General features: G+C 58.0%; 24 protein-coding genes and 1 tRNA gene. 17 read left to right on the plus strand and 8 right to left on the minus strand.

Going from position 1 to position 22,760, the window contains the following annotated elements:
- Window positions 1–45: 45 nt before the first annotated feature.
- Together KDL09_RS21250 and KDL09_RS21255 are read left to right on the plus strand one after the other, a co-directional pair.
- Complete coding sequence (locus KDL09_RS21250) at window positions 46–1,491, plus strand: GldG family protein (RefSeq protein WP_294389579.1); 1,446 nt, start codon at window positions 46–48, stop codon at window positions 1,489–1,491.
- 15 nt (window positions 1,492–1,506) lie between these two features.
- On the plus strand, window positions 1,507–3,348 hold the full coding sequence (locus KDL09_RS21255) for a DUF4340 domain-containing protein (protein WP_294389582.1): 1,842 nt from the start codon (window positions 1,507–1,509) through the stop codon (window positions 3,346–3,348).
- A 35-nt stretch (window positions 3,349–3,383) separates the two neighbouring features.
- Here KDL09_RS21255 and KDL09_RS21260 read toward each other — a convergent pair.
- Together KDL09_RS21260 and trmD are read right to left on the minus strand one after the other, a co-directional pair.
- Window positions 3,384–3,474, minus strand: a tRNA-Ser gene (locus KDL09_RS21260).
- A 93-nt stretch (window positions 3,475–3,567) separates the two neighbouring features.
- Window positions 3,568–4,239, minus strand: coding sequence for a tRNA (guanosine(37)-N1)-methyltransferase TrmD (gene trmD, locus KDL09_RS21265; protein ID WP_294389584.1), 672 nt, complete (start codon window positions 4,237–4,239; stop codon window positions 3,568–3,570).
- 120 nt (window positions 4,240–4,359) lie between these two features.
- On the opposite strand from trmD, the gene sucC reads away from it, so the two are divergent.
- From sucC to KDL09_RS21280, 3 genes are all read left to right on the plus strand, one after another.
- Window positions 4,360–5,544 carry an ADP-forming succinate--CoA ligase subunit beta gene (gene sucC, locus KDL09_RS21270; protein WP_294389587.1) on the plus strand — a complete coding sequence of 395 codons (1,185 nt, stop codon included), beginning with the start codon at window positions 4,360–4,362 and terminating at the stop codon, window positions 5,542–5,544.
- 86 nt (window positions 5,545–5,630) lie between these two features.
- Window positions 5,631–6,095, plus strand: a complete 465-nt coding sequence (locus KDL09_RS21275; protein ID WP_294389590.1) for a pentapeptide repeat-containing protein — start codon at window positions 5,631–5,633, stop codon at window positions 6,093–6,095.
- Window positions 6,096–6,156: 61 nt separating this feature from the next.
- Window positions 6,157–7,089: an amidohydrolase family protein gene (locus tag KDL09_RS21280; protein ID WP_294389593.1), complete on the plus strand. Its 933-nt coding sequence runs from the start codon at window positions 6,157–6,159 to the stop codon at window positions 7,087–7,089.
- Here the strand turns inward: KDL09_RS21280 and KDL09_RS21285 are convergent, their stop codons facing one another.
- On the minus strand, window positions 7,090–8,271 hold the full coding sequence (locus KDL09_RS21285) for an aminotransferase class I/II-fold pyridoxal phosphate-dependent enzyme (RefSeq protein WP_294389596.1): 1,182 nt from the start codon (window positions 8,269–8,271) through the stop codon (window positions 7,090–7,092).
- A 19-nt stretch (window positions 8,272–8,290) separates the two neighbouring features.
- Entirely contained in the window at window positions 8,291–8,770 is a 480-nt protein-coding gene (locus KDL09_RS21290; RefSeq protein WP_294389599.1) for an Lrp/AsnC family transcriptional regulator, read from the minus strand.
- Window positions 8,771–8,850: 80 nt separating this feature from the next.
- Between KDL09_RS21290 and KDL09_RS21295 the strand changes: the two genes are divergently transcribed.
- Together KDL09_RS21295 and KDL09_RS21300 are read left to right on the plus strand one after the other, a co-directional pair.
- A complete protein-coding gene (locus tag KDL09_RS21295) occupies window positions 8,851–10,203 on the plus strand; it encodes a CCA tRNA nucleotidyltransferase (RefSeq protein ID WP_294389601.1) in 1,353 nt (450 codons plus the stop codon).
- Between the two features lie 98 nt (window positions 10,204–10,301).
- Window positions 10,302–10,655, plus strand: a complete 354-nt coding sequence (locus KDL09_RS21300) for a hypothetical protein (RefSeq protein WP_294389603.1) — start codon at window positions 10,302–10,304, stop codon at window positions 10,653–10,655.
- A 25-nt stretch (window positions 10,656–10,680) separates the two neighbouring features.
- Here the strand turns inward: KDL09_RS21300 and KDL09_RS21305 are convergent, their stop codons facing one another.
- Window positions 10,681–11,739, minus strand: coding sequence for an aminopeptidase (locus KDL09_RS21305; RefSeq protein ID WP_294389605.1), 1,059 nt, complete (start codon window positions 11,737–11,739; stop codon window positions 10,681–10,683).
- 18 nt (window positions 11,740–11,757) lie between these two features.
- Between KDL09_RS21305 and uxaC the strand changes: the two genes are divergently transcribed.
- Window positions 11,758–13,164, plus strand: a complete 1,407-nt coding sequence (uxaC, locus tag KDL09_RS21310; RefSeq protein ID WP_294389607.1) for a glucuronate isomerase — start codon at window positions 11,758–11,760, stop codon at window positions 13,162–13,164.
- A gap of 51 nt (window positions 13,165–13,215) precedes the next feature.
- On the opposite strand, the gene KDL09_RS21315 is transcribed toward uxaC, so the two are convergent.
- A complete protein-coding gene (locus KDL09_RS21315) occupies window positions 13,216–13,422 on the minus strand; it encodes a hypothetical protein (protein ID WP_294389610.1) in 207 nt (68 codons plus the stop codon).
- A gap of 200 nt (window positions 13,423–13,622) precedes the next feature.
- On the opposite strand from KDL09_RS21315, the gene KDL09_RS21320 reads away from it, so the two are divergent.
- The gene (locus KDL09_RS21320; protein ID WP_294389613.1) at window positions 13,623–14,420 is read left to right on the plus strand and encodes a PAS domain-containing protein; all 798 of its coding nucleotides are present in this window, start codon (window positions 13,623–13,625) and stop codon (window positions 14,418–14,420) included.
- Here the strand turns inward: KDL09_RS21320 and KDL09_RS21325 are convergent.
- The gene (locus KDL09_RS21325) at window positions 14,415–16,079 is read right to left on the minus strand and encodes a putative transporter (RefSeq protein ID WP_294389615.1); all 1,665 of its coding nucleotides are present in this window, start codon (window positions 16,077–16,079) and stop codon (window positions 14,415–14,417) included. The two genes, KDL09_RS21320 and KDL09_RS21325, sit on opposite strands and share 6 nt — an antisense overlap.
- 153 nt (window positions 16,080–16,232) lie before the next feature.
- On the opposite strand from KDL09_RS21325, the gene KDL09_RS21330 reads away from it, so the two are divergent.
- The 8 genes from KDL09_RS21330 (at window position 16,233) to nth (ending at window position 21,754) form a co-directional block, all read left to right on the plus strand.
- Window positions 16,233–16,607: a group 1 truncated hemoglobin gene (locus KDL09_RS21330; protein ID WP_294389617.1), complete on the plus strand. Its 375-nt coding sequence runs from the start codon at window positions 16,233–16,235 to the stop codon at window positions 16,605–16,607.
- A gap of 9 nt (window positions 16,608–16,616) precedes the next feature.
- The gene (locus tag KDL09_RS21335; RefSeq protein ID WP_294389619.1) at window positions 16,617–17,255 is read left to right on the plus strand and encodes a DUF2490 domain-containing protein; all 639 of its coding nucleotides are present in this window, start codon (window positions 16,617–16,619) and stop codon (window positions 17,253–17,255) included.
- A gap of 59 nt (window positions 17,256–17,314) precedes the next feature.
- Complete coding sequence (locus KDL09_RS21340) at window positions 17,315–18,655, plus strand: MFS transporter (RefSeq protein WP_294389622.1); 1,341 nt, start codon at window positions 17,315–17,317, stop codon at window positions 18,653–18,655.
- Window positions 18,656–18,704: 49 nt separating this feature from the next.
- Entirely contained in the window at window positions 18,705–19,169 is a 465-nt protein-coding gene (locus KDL09_RS21345; RefSeq protein WP_294389626.1) for a hypothetical protein, read from the plus strand.
- A gap of 18 nt (window positions 19,170–19,187) precedes the next feature.
- Entirely contained in the window at window positions 19,188–19,886 is a 699-nt protein-coding gene (locus tag KDL09_RS21350; protein ID WP_294389628.1) for a CDP-alcohol phosphatidyltransferase family protein, read from the plus strand.
- Window positions 19,887–19,966: 80 nt separating this feature from the next.
- Entirely contained in the window at window positions 19,967–20,407 is a 441-nt protein-coding gene (locus KDL09_RS21355) for a thioredoxin family protein (protein WP_294389631.1), read from the plus strand.
- A 336-nt stretch (window positions 20,408–20,743) separates the two neighbouring features.
- Window positions 20,744–21,082: a 3D domain-containing protein gene (locus KDL09_RS21360; RefSeq protein ID WP_294389634.1), complete on the plus strand. Its 339-nt coding sequence runs from the start codon at window positions 20,744–20,746 to the stop codon at window positions 21,080–21,082.
- Between the two features lie 18 nt (window positions 21,083–21,100).
- Window positions 21,101–21,754, plus strand: coding sequence for an endonuclease III (nth, locus tag KDL09_RS21365; protein ID WP_294389636.1), 654 nt, complete (start codon window positions 21,101–21,103; stop codon window positions 21,752–21,754).
- Between the two features lie 23 nt (window positions 21,755–21,777).
- Here nth and KDL09_RS21370 read toward each other — a convergent pair whose 3' ends face one another.
- Window positions 21,778–22,320: a hypothetical protein gene (locus KDL09_RS21370; protein ID WP_294389639.1), complete on the minus strand. Its 543-nt coding sequence runs from the start codon at window positions 22,318–22,320 to the stop codon at window positions 21,778–21,780.
- Between the last annotated feature and the right edge of the window lie 440 nt (window positions 22,321–22,760).

A 22,760-nucleotide genomic window follows, 5' to 3' on the forward strand; every position in this document is an offset into this window, starting at 1 on the left:
ATGCCGGATTCCACTCAACCAACTCCGTCCACAAAACCGCTTCAAATGCCGAAGCGTTCCGGCATCGGCCTGAACGTATTTATCCAGGTCATTCTGGCTCTGGCGATCTTCGCCGGCGTCAATCGCCTTAACTACCGCCACTACTGGCGCTGGGACCTGAGCCCCAGTCAGGATTACACCTTGAGCGAGGCGACCCTGAACTATCTGAGCAGCCTCTCGCGCGACGTGCAGATCTACATTGTTTTCGGCCGCGATTCGAAGGTTTACGGCGAAGTGCAGTCGCTCCTCGAAGAATACGACATGCATGGAAGAAAACGTGTCAAAGTGCGCTCCATAGACCCTGTGCGTGACATCGAGCGCGCCGAACAACTCAAGGCGGACACAGGCCTTTCTCTCGCGCAAAACGGTGTCCTGATCCGCTGCGGCTCAAACAAACGCTTCATCACCGAGGAAGAACTCGTTGTCCGCGAAGCGGGCACCAAAACAAACCGGCAGATCATCGAATTCCGCGGCGAGGATGCGATCACCTCCGCACTCGTCTCCGTGGTTGAAGGCTCGGTCCGGCGTTTCTACTACGTCGTCGGAAAAGGCAGCCGCTCCGATGCCGCATTGAGCGATGCCTACAACGCGGTCATCGATCTCGGCAAGCAGCAGAACTTCGAAGTCATCCAAGTGAACCTCTCCGAGGTCAGCCACATTCCCACGGATGCCGACGGCCTCCTCATCCTGGGTGCGCGCTACGACCTTTCGGAACGCGAGATCTCCATGCTCGACGACTATTGGAAGACGAAACGCGCGGGCATTTTCATCATGCTGGATCCCGGCGGTGAAACCTCACGGCTCAATGCTTTCCTCACTCTCTACGGCGTGCGTCCGCGCGGTGATCGGGTGTTGATGGCGGAGAGCACCAGCACCGGCGCGAAGAAGCAATTCTCCGTCACGGCAGAATTCATGAAGGAGGTTCCCTTTGTCCGCCATCTCACCTCATCTGCCATCACGATGGCCGGCCAGTCGGAGTCCCTAGAGTTGCGTGACCAGGACGCCGCGCTCAAGGAGCAGGCCATCAGCGTACAGCCGCTCATTCGCGCCTCACCACGCTTCTGGGGGGAGCGCCAGTATCTGGAGGAGCTGCCCATCGTCGATGAAGAGGACACCCTTCCCCCGATTTATGTCGCGGCCAGCGTAGAACGCGGCGCTGTGCTCAATGAGAGTGAGCGGGCCGACAGCTCGCGAATGGTCGTCGTGTCCAACTCCACACTTCTCGACAAGCAGACCATGCTGGCCGTGAGTCGTGACTTTGTCGCCGCCGGCTTGAACTGGCTGATGAACCGCGAGAGCCTGATCGGCATTCCCACCAAGCCCAAACGGTCCTATCGCATCGAACTCACCAGCAAGCAGCATGAGCTGATTTTCTGGGTCACCTCCATCACCCTGCCAGGCATCGTGCTCGGTCTCGGCTTCATGGTTTGGGCCAGCCGACGGGCGGCATGAACTGACTTCTGACGCATGAGCGCACGCACCACTCTTTTTCTTTTCCTGCTGGTCGCCGCCCTGGGCGGGATCATCCTTGGCATCGAACGTTACTTTCCTTCCGCTCAGGAGTTACGTGAGATCAAACGCGGACCTGCCCGTTTCGAAAAACAGAGCGTCACCCGCGTCGCAGTGCTCACCGCCGACAACTCGCCGCTCAGCCTCGTTCGTGACGGAACGGCCTGGCGGATCGAGGAGCCCTTCACTGACCTGGCCGATCCTCAAAAGGTGGCGGCCCTAATTCTCACCCTCGACGGTGTCGAATGGATCGAACGCATCCACCGCGAAGAGTTCGATGCGGGCGAATGGCAAAAAACCGGGCTCGACAAGCCGCGCTTCAAGGTCCGTCTTTTTGCAGCAGACACGGTCGTCCATGAATGCTGGTTCGGAGCACCTGCGGTCGTCGAAAACAGCGTGTACATCGGCATTCCAGACTCCAAAACCAACGAGATCGCCTATTACCTCGCTAAAAGCGAAGCCCCTGCTGTCCTGCAGATCCCCGCAGCCTCCTGGCGTGATCCAAAACTGCTGCGCCTGCCCGCCGAAGTCATCACCAGCATCACTCTGAGCCAGGCCTCCGGTCAAATCGTTGTCACACGTGAAAACGAACACACGCCCTGGCAGCTGGAGAAACCGCTCAAAACACGCGGCAGCAAGGAACGCATCACCGAACTCCTGTCCATCATCCTCAACATTGAGATCACCGAGGCTCGAGATGCCCCAGCCTCTGCGAATGGCACAACAACGACAACCGAAGTACCGGCAGACGAAATCAAAATCACCATCGAGTCCAAGCCTCGCAACGCGACCTATGAGTTCACTTTGAAGAAGCCTGCCGATGAGAAACAGGCGGTGACCACCGCCTCGACCGACTATCGAAAGCCGGTGTTTACAGTCGCCGCTAAAAACCTCCTAAATCTGTGGGTGAAACCGAACTCCCTGCGCGATCACTTGCTGGCCCAGATCGACGGCGAGCGCATCGAGTTCATCACAATCACCAGTCAGACTCATCCAGAAGTCAGTCTGCGCAACGAAGGTGGATCATGGTATCTCCTCCGTCACGGCAAATGGGACCCGGCCAACGGCGAACGTGTCGCCCGCTGCCTCAACGCGCTCAACACGCATGAGATCCTCCAGTTCACCGCCGACACTGCGGCCGACCTAGTGCCCTACGGACTGGATGCCCCCTTCGAAACCGTCACCTGGACTCCCTATCGTGAGAAGCCGGTGAAACTCATGTTCGGACACAATCCCGAAAACACGCAGTTCTTCGCCAAATACGAAAACGAGCCCTTCATTTACCGCATCGACGCCTCGCTGCTGCCCTCGCTGCCCACCGATGGCATCAAGTGGAAAGGCCTCGGTGCCCTGCGCTTCACCACCTTCGCTCTACGACGCATCACGATGGCTCTCGGTGCCAATGCACCGGTCGTGCTCAGCTACAATCCTGTCACCGCCCAGTGGAAAGCCACACGTGGTGGCCGCGATGTGTCTGATGAGATTGATCGCGTGAAGGCCGACCAACTCGCCGGAAATCTTTCCCGCTTCACCGTTCAGGACTGGGCTGCCGACCGTAGCGATGCGCTGCAGGCCCTGAAAACCCCGTATCTCACCATCCAGATCGTCCTCGGTGAGCCCGGCCGAAGCGATGGTCCTGTGCATGAAGTGGAAATTCTTCTCTCTCCCACCCAGCCCAACTCCGACACAGCCTTCTACTTCGGCCAGATCAAGGATGATCCCGACATCTTTTACATGACCCGCAGCGCTCTCCTGCAGGTGGTTGGCGACGGCGTATTCAAACCGAAACCTGCCAAGTGATCGGCCGCATTCGCATTTCACGAAGTGCGGAGAAGTGGCGGTGAGGGAGGGATTCGAACCCTCGGTAGCGGATAAGGCTACGCATCTTTAGCAAAGATGTGCTTTCGACCACTCAGCCACCTCACCAATTTGTTGCACGCTGCCGGTCGGGCCGCGCGGACGCCTATTTAGCGTGAAGCGTGGGAGATCGTCAAACGAAATGTCAGCTTCACGCACATCTCATTGGAGGAGATCAGGACGGTTCACTCGCGTGCGCTCCACGGCCTGCTGCGCACGCCATTCGGCGATCTTCGCGTGGTTGCCGCTCAGCAGCATTTCCGGCACCTTCAGCCCCCGATATTCCGCCGGTTTGGTGTATTGCGGTGCCTCCAGCAGGCCGCTTTCGCCAAAGCTCTCTTCCACCGCACTCATTTCGTCACCCAGTACGCCTGGCAGCAGACGAACGATGGCATCCATCACCACCACGGCAGCAATGGCTCCATTCGTCAGCACATAGTCCCCAAGGCTGATCTCCTCGTCCACCCAGTGATCGATGATGCGATGATCCACGCCCTCGTAATGACCGGAGAGAAAAATGAGATGCGACTCTGCCGACAGGCGATGCGCAGCGGCCTGATCGAAACGTTTCCCCGCAGGTGACAGATAAACAATGCGGGCTTCAGGGGTGTCTAGGCGGTCCAGTGTTTCAAAGACCGGCTCAGGCCGGATCACCATCCCCTGCCCTCCACCGTAGGGTGTGTCGTCCACATGACGATGTTTTCCCAGCCCCTGTTCGCGCAGATCGTGCACATGCAGGTCCAGAATACCCTTTTCCTGGGCACGTCCCATCATGCTCAGGCCCATCGGCACCGAGATGAGTTCCGGGAACAGCGTCACCACATCGATTTTCATGACAGCGCTATGCCGCAACCTTTCCAGCACGGCAAGCACGGCATTCTTGTCATCGCAGGGGAATGCGCCTTGACGCTTCGAGTCACACTTCTACTATCGCGGCTCCCCCATTTTTTCTCCATGAACATCCACGAGTACCAAGCCAAGCAACTGTTTGAAAAATTCGGCGTCGCCAGCCCCAAGGGCATCGTCGCCAGCACGGCGGAGGAAGCAGGAGCCGCCGCACGTGAAATCGGTGGCACGGGTCTCGTGGTCAAAGCCCAGGTGCATGCCGGCGGTCGTGGCAAAGGCACCTTCAAAAACGGTTTCAAAGGTGGCGTACATCTCGTCAACACCCCCGAGGAGGCGCAGGACATCGCCGGCAAAATGCTCGGCCAGACCCTCGTCACCCATCAGACCGGCCCCGAAGGCAAGCTCGTCAGCAAGGTGCTCATCGCCAAGTCCGTGGACATCACCAAGGAATACTACTTTGCCATCCTCTTTGATCGCGGCACCAGCGGCCACGCCATCATCGCCTCCACCGAAGGCGGCATGAACATCGAAGAAGTCGCTGAGAAGACCCCGGAAAAGATCACCAAGGAGTTCATCCATCCGACACTCGGTCTGCAGGGCTACCAGTGCCGCAAGATTGCAGCCTCGCTCGGCTTGCGCGGTCCGCTGATGAACCAGGCCGTGAAGCTGTTCACGGCGCTTTGGAATCTCTATCTCAAGGCAGACTGCTCGCTGGTGGAAATCAATCCGCTCGCCATCACCACCGACAACCAGGTCGTCGCCCTCGACGCCAAATTCAACTTTGACGACAACGCCCTCTACCGCCAGAAGGACGTCGTTGCGATGCGTGACACGACGGAAGAGGATCCTCGCGAAGTCGCCGCCAGCGAATTCGGCCTCAACTACATCGGCCTCGACGGCAACATCGCCTGCCTTGTCAACGGCGCCGGCCTCGCCATGTCCACCATGGACATCATCAAATTCCACGGCGGCGAACCTGCCAACTTCCTCGACGTCGGCGGTGGTGCCACGAAGGAGCAGGTCACAGCAGCCTTTAAGATCATTCTCGGCGATCCCAATGTGAAGGGCATCTTGGTAAACATCTTTGGCGGCATCATGGACTGTGACATCATCGCCCACGGCATCGTCGCTGCGGCCCAGGAAGTCTCGCTCAGCATTCCGCTGGTCGTTCGCCTCGAAGGCAACAACGTCGAGGCCGGCAAAGCCACCCTCGCCGCCAGCGGTCTCGCGATCACCAGTGCCGGCGACCTCACCGACGCCGCTCAGAAGATCGTGGCTGCCGTGAATGGTTAAGCGGAACTTCTGTCCCCTACACCGGAAAACGAACAACTTTGAAAACCCGATTTACGGCAACGTGAATCGGGTTTTTATTTGGCCCCATGGCCAGCATCACTACCGAAGAACTTCTCGCTCACACCCAATGGCTCGAAAGCGGAGGCAAGAGCGGACGCAAGATCGACGAAACCGGCATGAACCTCGCAGGAGCCACGTTGAACGATCTCAACATGGCGAAGGCCCAGTTTGTGGGCACCACCTTCACCAAGGCAAATCTGGCAGGCACCAACCTTTCCGGCGGTGACTTTAGCGGCGCCAATCTGGACAATGCCGACTTGAGCGGAGCCGACCTCAGCGGTGCTGACCTCGGCGGGGTCTCCATGCGCCATGCCAATCTGAGCAACGCCAACATCCGCGGCGCAGACCTCTCCGGAGCGAATCTGGAAGGCGCGAATTTGACCAACGCCGACTTCACCAACGCCGATCTCATCGCGGCCAACCTGACGGGCACAATTCAAACCGGCATGATCTATGCCGGTGCCAAGCTTGCCGACACACAGGGATTGTAAGGTGAGATCAGGCTCTGTGGCTTGCGGCGCAACATCGCTCCGCCTTCGGCGTAATTCGTGAATGACATCACGTCGCACCTTCCTGTCGTCCGGACTTGCCGCACTCGCTTCGCGCGGCATGGCACAAACCGAGTCCGCCGCTGTCGAGCCGATCATCGACATCCATCAGCACATGAACTACCACCTGCGCACGGATGAGCATCTCCTGGCGCATCAGAAAGCGATGGGAATCACGACGACGATCATCCTGCCCGCCGGAACCTATGTGAACCGACCGTCGACCCATAACGGCAAGTCAAACGGGCTCGCCGCCAAATGCGCCACCACCGAGCCCGCGCGCGATTTTGCCAAGGCGCATCCCGATGCCTACCTCTGGGCTGCGAACGAGGTCACCGATCTCGAAAACGCGCCTGTAGAAATCGAAAAGTGGCTCAAACAGGGTGCCTGCATGATCGGCGAGCAGAAGTTCATGGTGGAGTGCGATTCCCCCGCGAGCCAGAAACTGTACGAACTCGCAGGCGCCTACAAGGTGCCGATCCTCCTGCACTTTCAGCACCAGACCTACAATCTCGGCTACGACCGCTTTCACACCATGCTGGCAAAGTTTCCCAATACGAACTTCATCGGTCACGCCCAGACGTTCTGGGGCAACATCGACAAAATGCAGGAGCAGAAGAATCTGTATCCCAAGGGCAAGGTCACCCCGGGCGGCCTCACAGACCGGTATCTCGCCGACTATCCCAACATGTTCGCCGACATGTCCGCCGGCTCAGGGTTAAATGCGCTCACCCGCGACGAAGATCACACCCGTGGCTTTTTCGAACGTCATCAGGACAAGGTCCTCTACGGCAGCGACTGCGCCGATCATCTCGGACGCGGCCCGGGCTGTCAGGGCGCCGCCACCATTGCCGCCATCCGCAAGCTTGCGCCCAACAAAGAAGTCGAGCGCAAGATCCTGTTCGAGAACTCGAAAAAGCTGTTTCGGCTGGCGTGATCAGGCCCCGGCTGCCCGCACCTCGTTGACGAACTCCTCCATCAAGTCCATCGCCTTCGCGATGAGTTCAGGCGCGGTCGCGTAGCAGCAGCGGACGAATCCCTCACCGGCGCTGCTGAAGGCGCTGCCGGGGACGACGGCCACACTCTTCTTTTCCAGAAGCTTGATGGCGAAGTCCTTGCTGCTGAGACCGGTGCTGCGGATCTCGGGAAACACATAAAATGCTCCGCCGGGGTTGAAGCAATGCAGTCCCATGCCGTTGAGGCGGCTGACGATGAGATTGCGGCGTTGCTCGTAGCTCTGGCGCATCTCTTCGTAGGCGCTTGCCCCCATCTTGAGCGCCTCAATGCCGGCCATCTGGCTCATGATGGGAGCGCAGAGCATGCAGTACTGATGAATCTTCATCATCGCTTCGCGGAGCGGAGCTGGAGCACAGGCGTAGCCAAGGCGCCAGCCGGTCATGGCAAACGCTTTGCTGAAGCCATGCAGCAGCACGGTGCGTTCACGCATGCCGGGAAATTCCACGATGCTCTTGTGCTCGCGACCGTCATACAGCAGTTCGCAGTAGATCTCGTCGGTGAAGACGAGCAGGTCATGCTTCACCGCCAACGCGGCGATCTTGGCCAGTTCCTCATGCGGCATGATGCCGCCGGTGGGATTGGTCGGGAAGTTCAGGGCGATCACCTTGGTCCGCGGCGTGATCGCATTTTCCACATCCTCGGCCATGAGCGCAAATTCGTTCTCCTCGCGTGTCTGCACGACCACGGGAACACCGTAGGCCATTTTGATACTCGGGCTGTAGCTCACGTAGCAGGGCTCGTGATAAATCACCTCGTCACCCGGATTCAATACAGCGCGGAAAGCGATATCGAGCGCCTCGCTTACGCCAACGGTGACGAGGATCTCCGTCTTCGGATCGTAGGTGACGCGGAACTGCTTCGTCACGTAATCGCTGATCGCTACGCGCAACGATTCGAGACCGAGGTTCGAGGTGTAGCTCGTCTGTCCCTTTTCAAGAGAGCGGATCACTGCCTCGCGGATCGGCCACGGAGTCGGTTTGTCCGGTTCGCCGACGCCAAGAGAAATGACATCGCTGCGTCCGATGACGAGTTCAAAGAAATCGCGGATGCCGGAGCGTGGCAGATCGCGAATGACCTGGGAAAGTTTGCTGTCGTAGTCCATGACCGTTATTTCTCACCACTCATGGAGCCACCGGCAGACGTTCTTCATCCCCTCCGCCGTTGGCGAGGAAACCTCCCTGTTTATAGGGCTTCAACTGGAAGTGCGTGGCCGTGGACAGCACACCGCCGAGCGTGCTGAGTTTTTCAGCCACAAACGTGGCCACATCCAGAAGGTCCTTGCCCTCCACCACCACGGCGAGGTCATAACCACCGCTCATGAGGAAGCAGTCGCGCACCTGGTCAAACTTCGAAATACGGCGGGCGAGACGATCAAATCCCCCGTTCGGTTCCGGTGTGATCCGCACTTCGATCAGAGCCGTGACACGACGATCCCCCGCCTTCAGGCGGTCCACCACGGCGCTGTATCCCAGAATCGTGCCATCTGCCTCGGCTGCCGCGATCCGGGCCGCCACTTCGGCTTCGGAGATGCCCAAAGCCAGGGCGAGTTCCTTGGGGGTGCGGTTGGAGTTGTTGCGAAGCAGTTCGATGAGCGGGTCCATGATAAGGGCGGCGATTGTAACGCGAGACACTGATTTGAACAGCGGAAAGCAGAATCAACATTGAACAATCAACTTGGACCATGGAACATCGCCGCATGCTTGCCACCGCCATCCAGGTCATCGAAAAACTCACCCAGGCCGGTTACACCGCCCTGCTGGCGGGCGGCTGCGTACGGGACATGCTGCTGGGGCGTGAGCCGAAAGACTTCGATGTGGCCACCAGTGCCACTCCGGAGCAGGTCGTGAAGCTTTTCCCCGGCGCACAGACCGTGGGCGCGCATTTCGGCGTCGTCATCGTGCGCTTGAACCACATCCATATTGAGGTGGCCACCTTCCGCAGCGATGGAAGTTATTCGGACGGCCGCCGTCCTGACACCGTGACATTCTCCACGCCGGAACTCGACGCTCAGCGCCGCGACTTCACGGTGAACGGTCTGTTCTTCGATCCACTGACTGAAAAGGTGATCGACTACGTCGGCGGGCAGAATGATCTGCGCATGGGACTGCTGCGCGCGATCGGCGTTGCAAAGGATCGCTTTGAGGAGGACCACCTGCGCATGCTGCGTGCGGTGCGTTTTTCCACCGTGCTCGGCTTCGACATCGAGCATGCCACCTGGGAGTCCATCTGCGGTCTCGCTGAGAAAATCAAAGGCGTGAGCATCGAGCGCATTCGCGAGGAGTTCATCAAGACGATGCTCAGCCCGAACCGTGTGCGTGGCTTCGATCTGCTGGTGAACAGCGGTCTCATGGAGCAGTTCCTGCCGGAGATTCTCGTGCTGCAGGGCTGCGAGCAGCCGCCTCAGTTTCATCCGGAAGGCGATGTCTTCATTCACACCCGCCTCATGCTCAGCCTGCTGCCTGCCGATGCCTCGTTGCCTCTGGTGATGAGCGTGCTGCTGCATGACATCGCCAAGCCGGCCACACAAACCCGCGACGCCGAAACGGGTCGCATCCGCTTCAACGGCCATGACAAACTCGGAGCCGAGATGAGCGGCGAAATCATGCGCCGCATGAAGTTCCCAAACGACGTCATCGAACCCACCGTCGTGGCCGTGGAAAACCACATGGCCTTCATGAACGTGCAGAAGATGCGCACCGCGACGCTGCGGCGCTTCATGGCGCGTCCCTCATTTGATGACGAACTCGCCCTGCATCGTGTCGATTGCCTTGGGTCCAACTGCTTCACGGACAACTACGACTTCCTCCTCGCGAAGAAGCATGAGTTCGCCAACGAGCCCATCCTTCCGCCGCGCCTCATCAACGGAGGAGATCTGATCGCAAAAGGCTGGCACGCCGGGAAAGCGCTGGGCAGGCTGCTGCACACGCTGCAGACGCTTCAGCTCGAAGGCACGCTCAAGACAAAGGACGAGGCGCTAGCCTGGGTCGCAGAAAATGCACCCGTGCCGGATGTGTTTGAAGCCGTGGAGGAATAGGGGGCTTAAGGCTATCCGGGCTTTTCTTCTCCACCTTCACAGAATCTCCTGTTCAGGATTCCGGAGGCCATGTTCAGTTTCTAACTTTTCTATCTGCCATGTCCGGCCCCTCCAATCCACGTTCATTCGACACCACCTCCGCGCTGTTTGGCGTCGCCATCATTCAGGCGCTTATAGGCTTTGTCGGCTATCTCAGTTTCGACTGGCGTCGCTTCACTTGGTTCCAGTGGGCCATCATGCTCAGTGCATTCCTCTACATCGCGCTCGGCATCGCAGCAAAGAAGCATCCCCGCCTCGCCGTCGGGCTCGGCATCGGATTCTTCGTGGCCTACCTCCTCGCCCAAGCCCTCATCCATCCTCCCCTGGTCTTCGCCGGTCTCATCCACAAGATTCCGGTCTCTGTTCTGCTACTCACCGGTCTCGACCAAGCTCTCCGACAGACCGTTCGGTAAACGACGCCCTGCTGTCCGCCACTACTCAGGACTTTGGTGTGCCGAGGATCTTCATGCGCTCGTCGTTGTCGAGTTTCCGCATGGACTCCACCTCATGATGGAAGGCTTCGAGGTCTCCACCATGCTGTTTGAGAATTCGTTCGAAACCGGGAACCATCGTGTAGTAGGTGGCCACGGTATTGAGGCGGGCGTTGTTCCAACCAGGAGCGCCCTGAGGCCCCCGGGCATTCGAGGATGGACGAAGCACGAGTGCCTTTTTCAACATCTCTTCAAAGACCTGCCGTTTGGCCCGGCGCTCAGCCTCAACGTCCAGATGACTGTTCGCATACACAGCCTTCAACTGATCCCGGGCCTCCAGCATGAGATGAATGATCTCACGATTCTTCCTGCGCTCGGATTCATATTTCCGCAGCGTGACGAAGTCTCGCTTGGAGCGCAGCCAGCGGCGAACCCCCTCCTCGGCATTGGCGGTGGCGAAGGCTTCGTTAAAGTCCGTATCCCCCGGGATGAAGACCTTGGCGTGGGTCAGTTCGTGGAAGATGAGTTCGGCGAGATCCGCATCGCTGCGATGCAGGAAGGTGTTCAGCACCGGATCTTTGAGATAGCCCAGCGTCGAGTAGGCCTCGACACCGCCAACGAAGACGTCATAGCCCTTGTTCTTCAGCTGTTTCGCTTCCACTACGGCATCCTTCTCGTCGAAGAAACCTCGATATTTCAGACTGCCGACGAGCGGATACCACCACTTTTTGCCTTCGACTGAGAACTCCGGCGCGGCATAGACCACCCACACGACGTAGGGACGTTTGAGGTCGCAGTACTTGCCAAAACTCTTCGTGGGCAGGTGAAGGTCGCTGGCGGCATAAGCACGCAGTTCCTCGATAAGTTCCAGACGCCTTTTGACATGGGTGCTGACGCTGTCATCGGCCAGGACCGTGGCATTGGAGCGGGACTCGCGCCAGATTTCCATCTGCCCGCCCATGGCCTGGGTGTAGAACTTCACAGTACCACACGAACAAACCAGCAGGGCCGGGAGAAGCGCGAACCAGTTGCGTGCGGTCATCATCGCGTCAGTGTAGCGGCTCATTTCCAACCGCAAACTGCAATGTCCTTCATCCACGACGATTTTCTGCTCTCCACCAAGGCCGCAAGCCGGCTGTACCACACTTTCGCCAAGGACGAGCCGCTGCTGGACTACCACAATCATCTGCCGCCGAAGGACATCGCGCAGGACCGGCGCTTCAAGAACCTCTTTGAGATCTGGCTCGAAGGCGACCACTACAAGTGGCGTGCGATGCGCTGCAACGGAGTGCCGGAAAAGTTCATCACCGGTGACGCCTCGCCCTTTGAAAAGTTCAAAGCCTGGGCCACCACCGTTCCGCACACGCTGCGCAATCCACTCTACCACTGGACGCATCTGGAACTAAAGCGTTACTTTGACATCGACGATCTGCTCAATGAGAAGACGGCGATCGCCATTTGGGAGAAGACCTGCCTGCAGCTCGACCGTGCGGAGATGAGCACCCGCAACATCCTGCGAGGTCAGAAGGTGAAGGCCCTGTGTACCACGGATGATCCCACGGATGATCTCGCCTGGCATCAGCAGTGTGCGAAGGACAAATTTGAAGTGGGCGTGTATCCGACCTTCCGCCCGGACAAGGCGCTGGCGGTACACCTGCCCGAGTCCTGGAATGCCTGGTGTGACAAACTCAGCGCAGCCAGCGGCATCGAGGTGAACAGCTATGTTTCATTGCTCGAGGCGCTCAAGCAGCGCCACGACTTCTTCCACAGCGTCGGCGGTCGCCTGAGCGACCACGGCCTGAACTACTGCCACGCGAACTTCGTGAGCGACGCCGAGGCGGAGCGCATCTTCCAAAAAGCCCGAAGCGGCACGGCGGCGGACGCAACCGAGCAAGACCAGTTTGCCAGCAACATCATGCTGTACATTGGACGCCTGAATGCGGAGAAGAGCTGGACGATGCAGCTCCACCTGGGCCCCGTGCGCAACAACAACAGCCGCCTCGCCCGTGAGATCGGCGCGGACGTGGGCTGCGACAGCATCGGCGATTATCCGCAGGCGGAGACGCTCTCCCGTTTCCTCGACCGGCTGGACACGGAGAACGCGCTTCCGAAAACGGTTCTCTACAATGTGAACCCGGCGCACAATTATGTCTTCGGCACGATGGCTGGAAACTTCGCCGACGGCACCACGCCGGGCAAAGTGCAATTCGGTTCCGCGTGGTGGTTTGTGGATCAAAAGGAAGGAATGGAATGGCAGATCAACGCGCTAAGCAATCTTGGCCTACTGAGCCGCTTCATCGGCATGCTCACCGACAGCCGCAGCTTCATGAGCTTCCCACGCCACGAGTATTTCCGCCGCACGCTGTGCAATCTGATCGGTGCCGACGTCGAAGCAGGTCTCATCCCGAACGATGACGAACTCGTGGGCAGCATGATCAAGAACATCTGTTACTCCAATGTGAAGGAGTACCTGGGACTGAAGGTGTCCTAGGAACCGTGGATAAATCGGCCACGGTTCCTTTCCTTGGCTCGCTTCTTCCATTTACTCCTTCCACACAAAGAGCCCAGCGGTCAGCAAAGCGCCGCCCATCCAGAGCAGCCAGGCATCGGCAACGAGATAGGCGCAGGCCAGCAGGAGGGCACCGAGAATCATGTTCTTCACGGAACCCGTCGATCTCCCGTAAAGCAGCGCGCCAAGACCAATGGATCCAAAGATCAGAGACCCGAAGAAGTCATAGGCAGCTGGCATGGAAATGCGAACGCAGCGCCTGCGTTCGACTTGCATGAACTTGGGGGGGAGAAACATCTGGCCACACGCCAACGGGCTTGTTAGACTTCTTCAAGTCGGACTTCCAACCCACCCGCCAGATGTCTGTCACTTCACCTCCACTCCCCCCTGTCAAGGCCGAGGCATCGCCTCCGCCTAAGGCTGAGTGCCAGTGGGCTCACGTGGACTTCTTGCGCGGGTTGCTCGATTACATTCCCGACCGCATTTACTTCAAGGATCTGCAAGGCCGCTTCGTCCTCGTGAGCAAATCCGAGGCGGATTATCTGGGCGCCAAAAATGCGGCTGACGTCGTTGGGAAAACCGACTTCGACTACTTTGACAAGGAACTCGCCCAAGCGGCCTTCGATGACGAACAGGAGGTGATGCGCACCGGAAAGGCGATGAAAGGAAAGGTGGAGGAGAAACTGCTGCTCGACGGCCGTACCGGCTGGGCGTTGGTGGCAAAGATCCCGATGCGTGACGCCGCTGGCGTGGTGATCGGCACCTGTGGCATTTCCAAGGACGTCACCCGGTTGCGTGAGACGCAGGACTCGCTGCATGAGGCCCTGTCAGCCGTCGCCTGCCAAAAGAACCAACTGGCCAAATCCCTCACAGACCTCAACAAGGCGCATCAAGAACTCAAGACCGCCCAGGAACAATTGATCGACTTCCAAAAATTGCAGGGCCTCGCTCGCCTCGCCTTCGGTGCGGCACACGAAATTCGCAACCCCTTGGCGACGCTTGAACTTGGCATCGGTTTTTTATCCAGCCAGTCTTCGATCATGGAGGAAGAGGCTGCATCCGACGCGCTGCAAGGCATGTCGGAGGCCATCACCCGCGCTGAGATCGTCATACGTGCGCTGATGGATGGAGCTACGGCCACCGGCGTGACATTGAAGCCAGGAGAGGCGTCGGAGATCGTGAGGCAGGCCGTGGAGAAGATCAAAAGCGAGAAGGCTCAACCGACGACAGGGTCATAGCTGCGCGATGACCTGTGCGGCAACGATGCGCAGAAGCATGGTAAGCGGATAAACGGCGGCGTAGCCCACTGCAGGAGAGTCACAGCGCGCCATGGTCGTTGCAAAGGCGAGCGCGGGGGGATCGGTCATGCCGCCGGAGAGGAGGCCGCACAACGTCATGAAGTTCAAACCGTGGAACCGGCGCGCGACGAAGCCGACGACAAGCAGAGGAAGCATCGTGACCACGATGCCAAGCAACACCCATTGCAGGCCCTGGTTCGAGAACACAGTGGAGATAAATTTTTCGCCTGAGAGCAGGCCCACATTGGCGAGAAAGAGGATGATGCCGAGTTCGCGCAGAGCGCGGTTTGCATTGATGGGCATGTGCATGATCATCGGGCCCAGACGTCCGAGATGACTGAGCAGGATGGCCATGATGAGCGGACCGCCGGCCAGCCCCAGCCGAACCGGAACGGGCAGGCCCTCGATGCGGATGGGATAGAGTCCGAGCAGCACCCCAAGCAGAATGCCGGCAAAGATGGCGGCGAACTTGGTCTCTTGAAGCATCTGCACGGCATTCCCGAGACGCTGCGTGGCAGCGTTGAGGGATTCCTCATCACCGACGAGCTGAAGCATGTCTCCAAACTGCAGGCGCAGGTCAGGCAGCGCGGTGAAGATGAGGTCCCCGCGGCTCACACGGGTGACCGTGATGTTGTGAAAGTGATCGAGTCCAAGCTCACGCACGGTTTTTCCGAGCAGGTGTTTGTTTGTGAGCACCACGCGACGGTAGGTGACCCTGCCGGGAGCCTTCATGAGGTTTTCGCTGCTCACGCGGCCAATGACCAGACGGAACTGATCCAGATGCGCCTGCGTTCCCACAGCCATGATCAAATCGCCGACATGCAGTTTCGTTTCAGACGTTGCGGCGGTCACCTCGCTCCCGGCAGCATGGCGATGGCGTGCCACGACCACGCTGGTCTCTTGAATGCCTGGCACGCTGCCAATACGGACTCCTTCCAGATTCAAATTCTCGACTCGAAGATTCATGCGCTGCAACGGCTCGACACCTTCGCCCTGTTCCTGCCGAAACATCTCCGCCTCCTTTGAGACATCCACCTTGAAGAAGACCCGCAGTAGTATGAGAGAAAGAATGATGCCGACGATGGCCAGGGGGTAAGCGGCCGCATACGAAAGCGCCGGCAGCGTGACAAGTTCCGACGCAGCGTGGGCCGAGGCGAGCGCCTGCTGCGCCGCGCCCAGAGCAGGCGTGTTGGTGGTGGCGCCGGCGAACAGACCCGCCACCGCCGGCAGCGGCATGCCAAAGATCCAGCCTCCGACCAGAGCCACGGCCGCTCCAAGCGCGACAAGCATGAAGGCGTAGGCATTCAGGATCCGTCCCCGGCGTCGAAGCGAGGCAAAGAAGCCCGGCCCCATCTGCATGCCGAGTGCGAATACGAACAGGACGAGTCCAAACTCCTTCAAAAAGTGCGCCACCTCGGTCTCCGGCCTCAGACCCAAATGTGCGGCTGCCAGGCCAACGAAGAGAACCCCGGCGGTGCCGAGCTTGACCCCGGCGACGCGAATGTTTCCCAGTCCAATCCCTCCCAGAACGACGATGCTGAAGACGAGCAGGTCATACGCCACCGGAGAATCCAGATGCAGTTGCTTGAGGAAGGACATACTTCCCCATTTGCATGATTGGTGCCAGACACACGAAGCATTTGTGTGTCTTTCTTGTGCCAGCTTCAAGCGCCTGCTGGCATTCGGTGTGCATGACTTGGCGGAGGCGACATTATCTCTGCATGACGGTCTTGTTTGTGCTTTGAAAGAGGCATGAACCCGAACCCACCTTCCCTTTATGAACGCCTGGGTGGCGAAGACATGATCGCCTCTCTCATTCCCGCCTTCTACGTGCGCGTGCTGGCGGACCCCGAACTGGGGCCGTTTTTCAAAGACACGTCGATCGAAAAACTGCATGCGATGCAGCGCGAGTTTTTCGTCATGGCCACCGGCGGACCGATTCAGTACAGCGGCAGGCCGCTGGCACACGCTCATCACGGCCGAGGCATCACGAAGCACCACTATGCACTTTTCACAGGACATCTCGTGGAAACCCTGCTCGACATGGGAGTGACACAGGAGGAGACCGATGAAGTAATCGATAGGATCAACACCTCAATCAACGAGATCACGGGCGTGTCCTATTGATGCAATCCCATGCGAATCCTGCTGCTCATCCTCCTCTCGGTGCTGCCGTTGCAGGCCGATGAGTGGTGGGCGTGGAACATGGTGGAGTTTTACCACGAGCCTCCCTGGACCGCGGGTCTATTCATGGGCAACCGGGCGGACACGGAAGACGGATCTTATGTGCAGATCGTAAGCCCCAGGGCCAAGTACGCCGTCCTTCCCTGGCTCGACCTCGGACTCGGCCTTTCGACACTGAGCATCGAGAATCCGAACACGCATTTCCGTTACGAACAATTGAGGCCGGAACTGGAGATCAATCCCAAGTTTGACCTGACGAAGGATCTGCGTCTGGATTGGCGAAACCGCATGGAGTGGCGCAAGAATGAAAACACCGCATTCACCACCCATCGCACCCGTCACCGGCTTCAGCTAAACTGGACACTGCCTCAACCCGTGGGGCCGTTGACGCGAGTCTTCGTCAGCAATGAATGGCTGGCGGACCTCCATCGCGGCGAGTGGTCCGAAAACCGCCTCGTGCCGCTGGGGCTCACCTTCAACCTCGGTAAAAACACAGATCTGGACCTTTTCTACATGGTATGTTCCTCCCGTCCCAAAACCGAATGGACCCATGAATCCGTACTGGGCACATATTTGCGCGTGCGGTTTTAGCGCAGGAGGAAACCTCTGCTTTGCTTGCCGAGGCGGAGGTTCCAAGCGTAGAAGGAGGCATGTCCGAGCATTCCAACGCGCGCTTGTTTGTGTGGTTCCGCATTCTGTTCAACTGCCGGTTCTATTATCCCGTGTTCACGGTGCTCTTTCTCGATCTGGGACTGAGCATTGGCGAATTCGCGGCGCTGAACGTGGTGTGGGCGCTAACCAGCGTGGTGCTGGAGGTGCCGTCGGGCGCGCTCGCTGACCGGTTTGGCCGCAGACCGCTCGTGGTGGCGGCGGGCGTGCTGATGGTGCTGGAAATGGCCGTGCTGTGCGTCATGCCGCCAGGCAGGCATGACATCGTGCTGTGGCTGTTTGTGCTGAACCGAATTCTGAGTGGTGCGGCAGAAGCCTGTGCGAGCGGTGCGGACGAGGCGCTCGCGTATGACTCGTTGCCTACAGCGGAACGCTCCATTCTCTGGCCTCGTGTGATGGCAAAACTCTCCCGAGGGATGGCCCTGGGCTTCGTGGTGTCATCGATCATCGGTTCGGTTTTGTACGATGCGAACAGTGTGACGGGCGCGTTGCACTTTCTCGGCCTGGAGATGATCGTAACGAAGAGCCTTACCATGAAACTGCCCCTGATTCTGTGCCTGGGCACGGCGCTGGTTTGTCTGGTGGTGACCTTGCGCATGACCGAGGCGCGATCCCCTGCCCCGGCGGTTTCGATGCTGCAGAGCATTCGCGATACGTGGGTTTCGATCTTGAAAACCGGCGGCTGGATGTGGCGAACAAAAGCAGCGTTTGCCCTGATCTTGTTTGGGCTGGTCTTTGACAGCGTGATTCGATTGTTCCTGACCGTGGCAAGCAACTTCTACCGGCTCGTCGGCATCGAAGAAGGCTGGTATGGCGTCATCGGCACCGGCGTGTCGCTGCTGGGACTGGTGACGGCCAGCCTGATGGAGAAGAGCGCCAAGGTCATGAGCGCACGGCAGAACTTCGCCTGGCTGGCACTCGTGGTGTTCGGCGGCCTGATGGCGGCGGCGCATCCACAGCAGGGATGGACGGGGATCCTGCTGGTCGTGCCCTTGTTCATGAGCATGCGCTTCCTGCAGTTCTTCCTGTCCCATTATCTCAACGAGATCGTGGACTCGGAACAGCGGGCGACGGCGTTGAGTTTTCGCGGTTTGACGATCAATCTGGCCTACGGAACGCTGACCCTGTTGTTTGGCTGGCAGACAAACTGGCTGGGCGGCCACTTAGGGTTGGGGACGGACGATCCACAGGTCTTTGCCAAAGCGTTGACCTACTGGCCATGGTGGTTTGCCGGAACACTGGCGGTCGTGGGAGCGTGGCTGGTTGGGCGAGGATTTTGTACGCTCAAAGATGAACGAATCGCCGATGGCACGCGTCATTAACAACAGCTCGACAAGCAATCGCAATGACACCTAATCTCACCAACATCTCATGAAAGCGCCTCTTCTCCTCCGCATCGGTCTGGCATTGATTGCCGCTGTCGTTTTCTCGCAGTGCGCCTCGACGCCGCAGTCGCGCATCGCAAACAACCCTCAGTTGTTCAGCCAGCTGAGTTCAAAGGACCGTCAGATGGTGGCCAGTGGCGTCATCCGGGAAGGAATGAGCCGGGATGCGGTGTTTCTCGCCTGGGGACGACCTGACAGTGTGACGGTGGGAACCAATCGAGGAAGAGAAACAGAAAGTTGGACCTATGTGGGACAAAGACCGGTGCGCACGGTGACCATGAGCATGGGATGGGGATTTGGTGGCTTCGGCTACGGCGGATGGGGCCCCTACGGGTACGGCGGTTACCCTTACTGGGGCGGCGGCCCTTCGGTAACCTACATTCCCTATACAGCAGGGGTGGTGGAGTTCTCCCACGGGCGCGTTACGCGCTGGTCGGCGACGGCACGGTAAGTCTGATCAAAGGGGCGAATGAGCATTCCCGAAGAGCATCTGGCTTCACGTCGCAGCCTGAAGTCCCGCGACACGCAATGGGCACGCGCCTTGGCAGGGAGGCTGGCACGTTCCGGCACAAGTCCAAACCTGATCTCGATGCTCAGTGTGCTCTTTGCAGGAGGTGCGATGGCTTGCTTCCTGGTGGCGGGCGATCAAACGAGCAACGTGGGAATTGTCGGAGCCTGGCTTGGAGCGATCGTCTGCATTCAATTGCGATTGCTGTGCAATTTGATGGACGGAATGGTGGCAGTTGAGGGTGGCAAGGGATCGCCGAAGGGAGCCATTTTCAATGATGCTCCGGACCGGGTGGCTGACGTGCTTATTTTGGTGGGAGCCGGTTACAGCGGCGCTGGAGATCCTGGCGTCGTGAAACTTTTTCACGTGATTCCCCTTGGATGGTGCTGCGCCGTCACAGCCGTTTGGACGGCCTACATCCGCGTTTTGGGCGCCTCATTGACGGGCAAACATGACTTCAGCGGCCCAATGGCGAAACAGCATCGCATGGCGGTTTTGTGCATTGGAGCACTCGTCGAAGCGGCACAACATCTGATGAACAGTGATCGAGTGGGCATTCTGAGTGCGCTGACTTGTATCTTTATCGGCGGGCTCTGGACCTGCTCAAAAAGACTCTCCACACTCGCCAGCATCATGCGAAACGCATCCGAGCTGAAGTAACCGGTCAGAGTATAGGAACGGGAATAATTCGAAACGCCCCGCGTCCAACCAATGACAAGACTTCGCCCACCCGAAAGACCATGAAAAAAATACTCACTACGTTGATCGCCCTTTTCGCGCTCTCCATTCAGGCATCGGAATTCCCCCAAGGAAGCCCGACTTTCTTCACTTCGGCTCCTGCTGTGATGCAAGCCGCCAAAAACAATGGCAAGCCTGTCATACTCATCTTTTCCGCATCTTGGTGTGGGCCATGTCAGGCCATGAAAAACGAAGTCTACCCGAGTTCCGAGGTCAGGCCGCTCCAGGACAAATTTAACTGGGCATATCTTGACATCGATAACGAAGCCAACAGCCAGCTCGCCGACGGTTTCCGTGTCGGATCGATTCCATACATTGTCTTCGTGAATGCTGAGGGCACTACCGTTCTAAACGTTCAGCAGGGCGGCTCTCCGCCAAAAGAGTTTGCCAAAGAATTAACGCGGGTCCTACAGCGGGCGGAAAGGGCCAAAACCGCAGGATAACTGCAAGGCCATCTCCACTAGTTCTCCCTTGAGAAAGCTCTGGCTCCCCAGGAAGCCAGAGCTTTTATTCTTTCTCAACAGCCCAACACCCCGCTGCGTTAAAATCAAAGATTGATTTCAAAGCAGATTTACCCCAAAATGAGAGATCTAAAAGGAAAGTTAATAATCAGCATATTGTTAATAACGATGCGTCGCCAAATCCTCCTTCTTTTCTGCCTGTCCGCTTGTTTTCTGGCATCATGTTCATCCTCAAGTATTTTTGGACTGAACAAAAATGCAACGCGCATCACCTCTGTTCGCACCACTGCTTACACGCATGGCGAGTCCGATCACATTGTGTACGGCGCCAAGACCGCGGTGGGAACGCAGTTGAAGTATGGAAATGTCCGCAGTGCGGCGGCAGACTGGTCGGTCTATCCTGTTGGAACCATTTTTCAGATCGAGGGACTGCCTTACGTCTATCAAGTCGATGACTACGGCTCGGCTCTGGTTGGAACCAACACGATCGACCTCTACAAACCTGACAAGGCCACCATGAAGGCATGGGGTGTGCGCAATGTGAATATTCGCGTGCTCAAATGGGGATCTTTTTCCAAAAGCCTTTCCATCATGAAACCTCGCACGGCCTACCCACACATTCGCAAAATGGTGGCTAGGATCGAGAGCAGCTCCTAGCATCCGCTTTTTTGCTTTGTGACCAAGCAGGAGCGAGCCAACTATATCAGGAGCAGACTTGCCGAGTTATACCCGGAACCTCAGGTTCCGCTGGATCACAGTGATGCCTACACTCTGCTTATCGCCGTTTTACTCTCTGCACAATGCACCGACATCCGGGTCAACCAAGTCACTCCCGCATTGTTTCAATTGGGACGAACCCCTGGAGAGCTTGCTTCTATACCCATCGAAAAAATCGAGTCCATTATACGACCTTGTGGCTTGGCTCCACAGAAAGCAAAAGCGATCAAGAACTTATCAAAGATCCTGATCGCTGAACATCAAGGCCGGGTTCCAGCCTCACTGGAAGCATTGGAACAGCTACCGGGTGTGGGTCACAAAACCGCTCAAGTAGTGATGGCTCAAGCATTTAGGGTCCCATCCTTTCCGGTGGATACACATATTCACCGCCTGGCTCAGCGATGGGGACTCACCAACGGCAGGTCAGTTCTGCAGACGGAACGGGATCTGAAGAACCTGTTCCCCGTCGATAGCTGGAACCGGCTTCACCTGCAGATCATCTATTATGGCCGGGAACACTGCACGGCTCGCGGCTGCCATGGTTTAACCTGCGAGATCTGTCACACCTGCCATCCACAACGCCGGAAGCCAAAGCCCACCAAAAAGGCGTAAAGCCCGCCCGACTGCGTAAAAAATCACCAACGCAGACGAAGACTCGTCCGGAACGCCCGCGTTGTATCACCGAAATCAGCCCCTACACCTATGTCAAACATTGGCAGCAGGCGGAAGTAAGTGGAGAGGTCGAGCATCTTGCTGTCATACTTGTCCGCACTGCTGACAGTCACACCAGCCTGCACTTCAAGCCAGTCCATCGGAGTAAAACGCAGAGCTGGACGCACATAGATCGAACCATCACTAAAGCTCAACGAAGAATCGACAGCACGCAGACTGGCGTACACCAAACCGGCTTCAGCAACAAAAGTCAGTCGATCGTTGATCAGAGCCGTGTGGAACCCAGCGCCAGCCTGAATACTTGCAAAGTCGTAATTGGCGTTTCTCGCCCCGCCCACGGTCCCTGATCCGCCAGGACCGCTTCCCCATGATGCCCCAAATTTCAAATACAGCGGGTTGAACAAGGCAATGGTGAGTGCTCCTCCGATTGTGTGAGCGCCGTCCAGGTCCTTTTGTTTCGGATCCACATAGCGATAGAAAACCTCCAAATTGTCGAAATTGACCATGTTCGGCCCCTGCCTGGCACCATAGCCAGCAGCACCGGGAGGGGGGGCTGTGTAACCGCCAGCACCTTGAGGAGCGTAAGAAGACATTTGGCCTGGCGCTGGTGCTGATGCATACGGATCAGCGTAAGGCGGCGGTGCCGTCACCCCAGGAGTGACCGAAGGTGGCGGCAGTGAGTTAGGATAGGCAGGAACGCTCGGCGGTGGCGCACCATAGGAGCCATAGCCTGGCGGCGGAACCCCCATGACCCCGTAGCCCGGAGGCGGAGCCCCCTGACTCATGGCATCTTGGCAGAAGGCAAAGGTGACGCTCATGGCGCAAAGCAGGAATCTTTTCATGGCAAACATGGGCAACTATTGATTATTTAGATAACTTAAATAATCTCTCAAATCAATAGATTCAGCAAATCTTTTTTGCGGCTTTGGGATTTTTAGTCCTGCTA

It is taken from the genome of Prosthecobacter sp., assembly GCF_020439865.1.
Lineage (GTDB): Bacteria > Verrucomicrobiota > Verrucomicrobiia > Verrucomicrobiales > Verrucomicrobiaceae > Prosthecobacter.

Coding starts and splice junctions, on each gene's coding strand:
- trmD (WP_294389584.1), bottom strand. CDS start 4,239: ATGAAAATCGATGTGGTGACGCTGTTCCCGGAACTCATCTCGGTGCCG.
- KDL09_RS21300 (WP_294389603.1), top strand. CDS start 10,302: ATGTCCGGCCCCTCCAATCCACGTTCATTCGACACCACCTCCGCGCTG.
- KDL09_RS21285 (WP_294389596.1), bottom strand. CDS start 8,271: ATGGACTACGACAGCAAACTTTCCCAGGTCATTCGCGATCTGCCACGC.
- KDL09_RS21295 (WP_294389601.1), top strand. CDS start 8,851: ATGGAACATCGCCGCATGCTTGCCACCGCCATCCAGGTCATCGAAAAA.
- KDL09_RS21255 (WP_294389582.1), top strand. CDS start 1,507: ATGAGCGCACGCACCACTCTTTTTCTTTTCCTGCTGGTCGCCGCCCTG.
- KDL09_RS21250 (WP_294389579.1), top strand. CDS start 46: ATGCCGAAGCGTTCCGGCATCGGCCTGAACGTATTTATCCAGGTCATT.
- uxaC (WP_294389607.1), top strand. CDS start 11,758: ATGTCCTTCATCCACGACGATTTTCTGCTCTCCACCAAGGCCGCAAGC.
- KDL09_RS21305 (WP_294389605.1), bottom strand. CDS start 11,739: ATGAGCCGCTACACTGACGCGATGATGACCGCACGCAACTGGTTCGCG.
- sucC (WP_294389587.1), top strand. CDS start 4,360: ATGAACATCCACGAGTACCAAGCCAAGCAACTGTTTGAAAAATTCGGC.
- KDL09_RS21370 (WP_294389639.1), bottom strand. CDS start 22,320: ATGGTCAATTTCGACAATTTGGAGGTTTTCTATCGCTATGTGGATCCG.
- KDL09_RS21340 (WP_294389622.1), top strand. CDS start 17,315: ATGTCCGAGCATTCCAACGCGCGCTTGTTTGTGTGGTTCCGCATTCTG.
- KDL09_RS21335 (WP_294389619.1), top strand. CDS start 16,617: ATGCGAATCCTGCTGCTCATCCTCCTCTCGGTGCTGCCGTTGCAGGCC.
- KDL09_RS21275 (WP_294389590.1), top strand. CDS start 5,631: ATGGCCAGCATCACTACCGAAGAACTTCTCGCTCACACCCAATGGCTC.
- KDL09_RS21325 (WP_294389615.1), bottom strand. CDS start 16,079: ATGTCCTTCCTCAAGCAACTGCATCTGGATTCTCCGGTGGCGTATGAC.
- KDL09_RS21315 (WP_294389610.1), bottom strand. CDS start 13,422: ATGCCAGCTGCCTATGACTTCTTCGGGTCTCTGATCTTTGGATCCATT.
- KDL09_RS21290 (WP_294389599.1), bottom strand. CDS start 8,770: ATGGACCCGCTCATCGAACTGCTTCGCAACAACTCCAACCGCACCCCC.
- KDL09_RS21280 (WP_294389593.1), top strand. CDS start 6,157: ATGACATCACGTCGCACCTTCCTGTCGTCCGGACTTGCCGCACTCGCT.
- KDL09_RS21355 (WP_294389631.1), top strand. CDS start 19,967: ATGAAAAAAATACTCACTACGTTGATCGCCCTTTTCGCGCTCTCCATT.
- KDL09_RS21350 (WP_294389628.1), top strand. CDS start 19,188: ATGAGCATTCCCGAAGAGCATCTGGCTTCACGTCGCAGCCTGAAGTCC.
- KDL09_RS21330 (WP_294389617.1), top strand. CDS start 16,233: ATGAACCCGAACCCACCTTCCCTTTATGAACGCCTGGGTGGCGAAGAC.
- KDL09_RS21345 (WP_294389626.1), top strand. CDS start 18,705: ATGAAAGCGCCTCTTCTCCTCCGCATCGGTCTGGCATTGATTGCCGCT.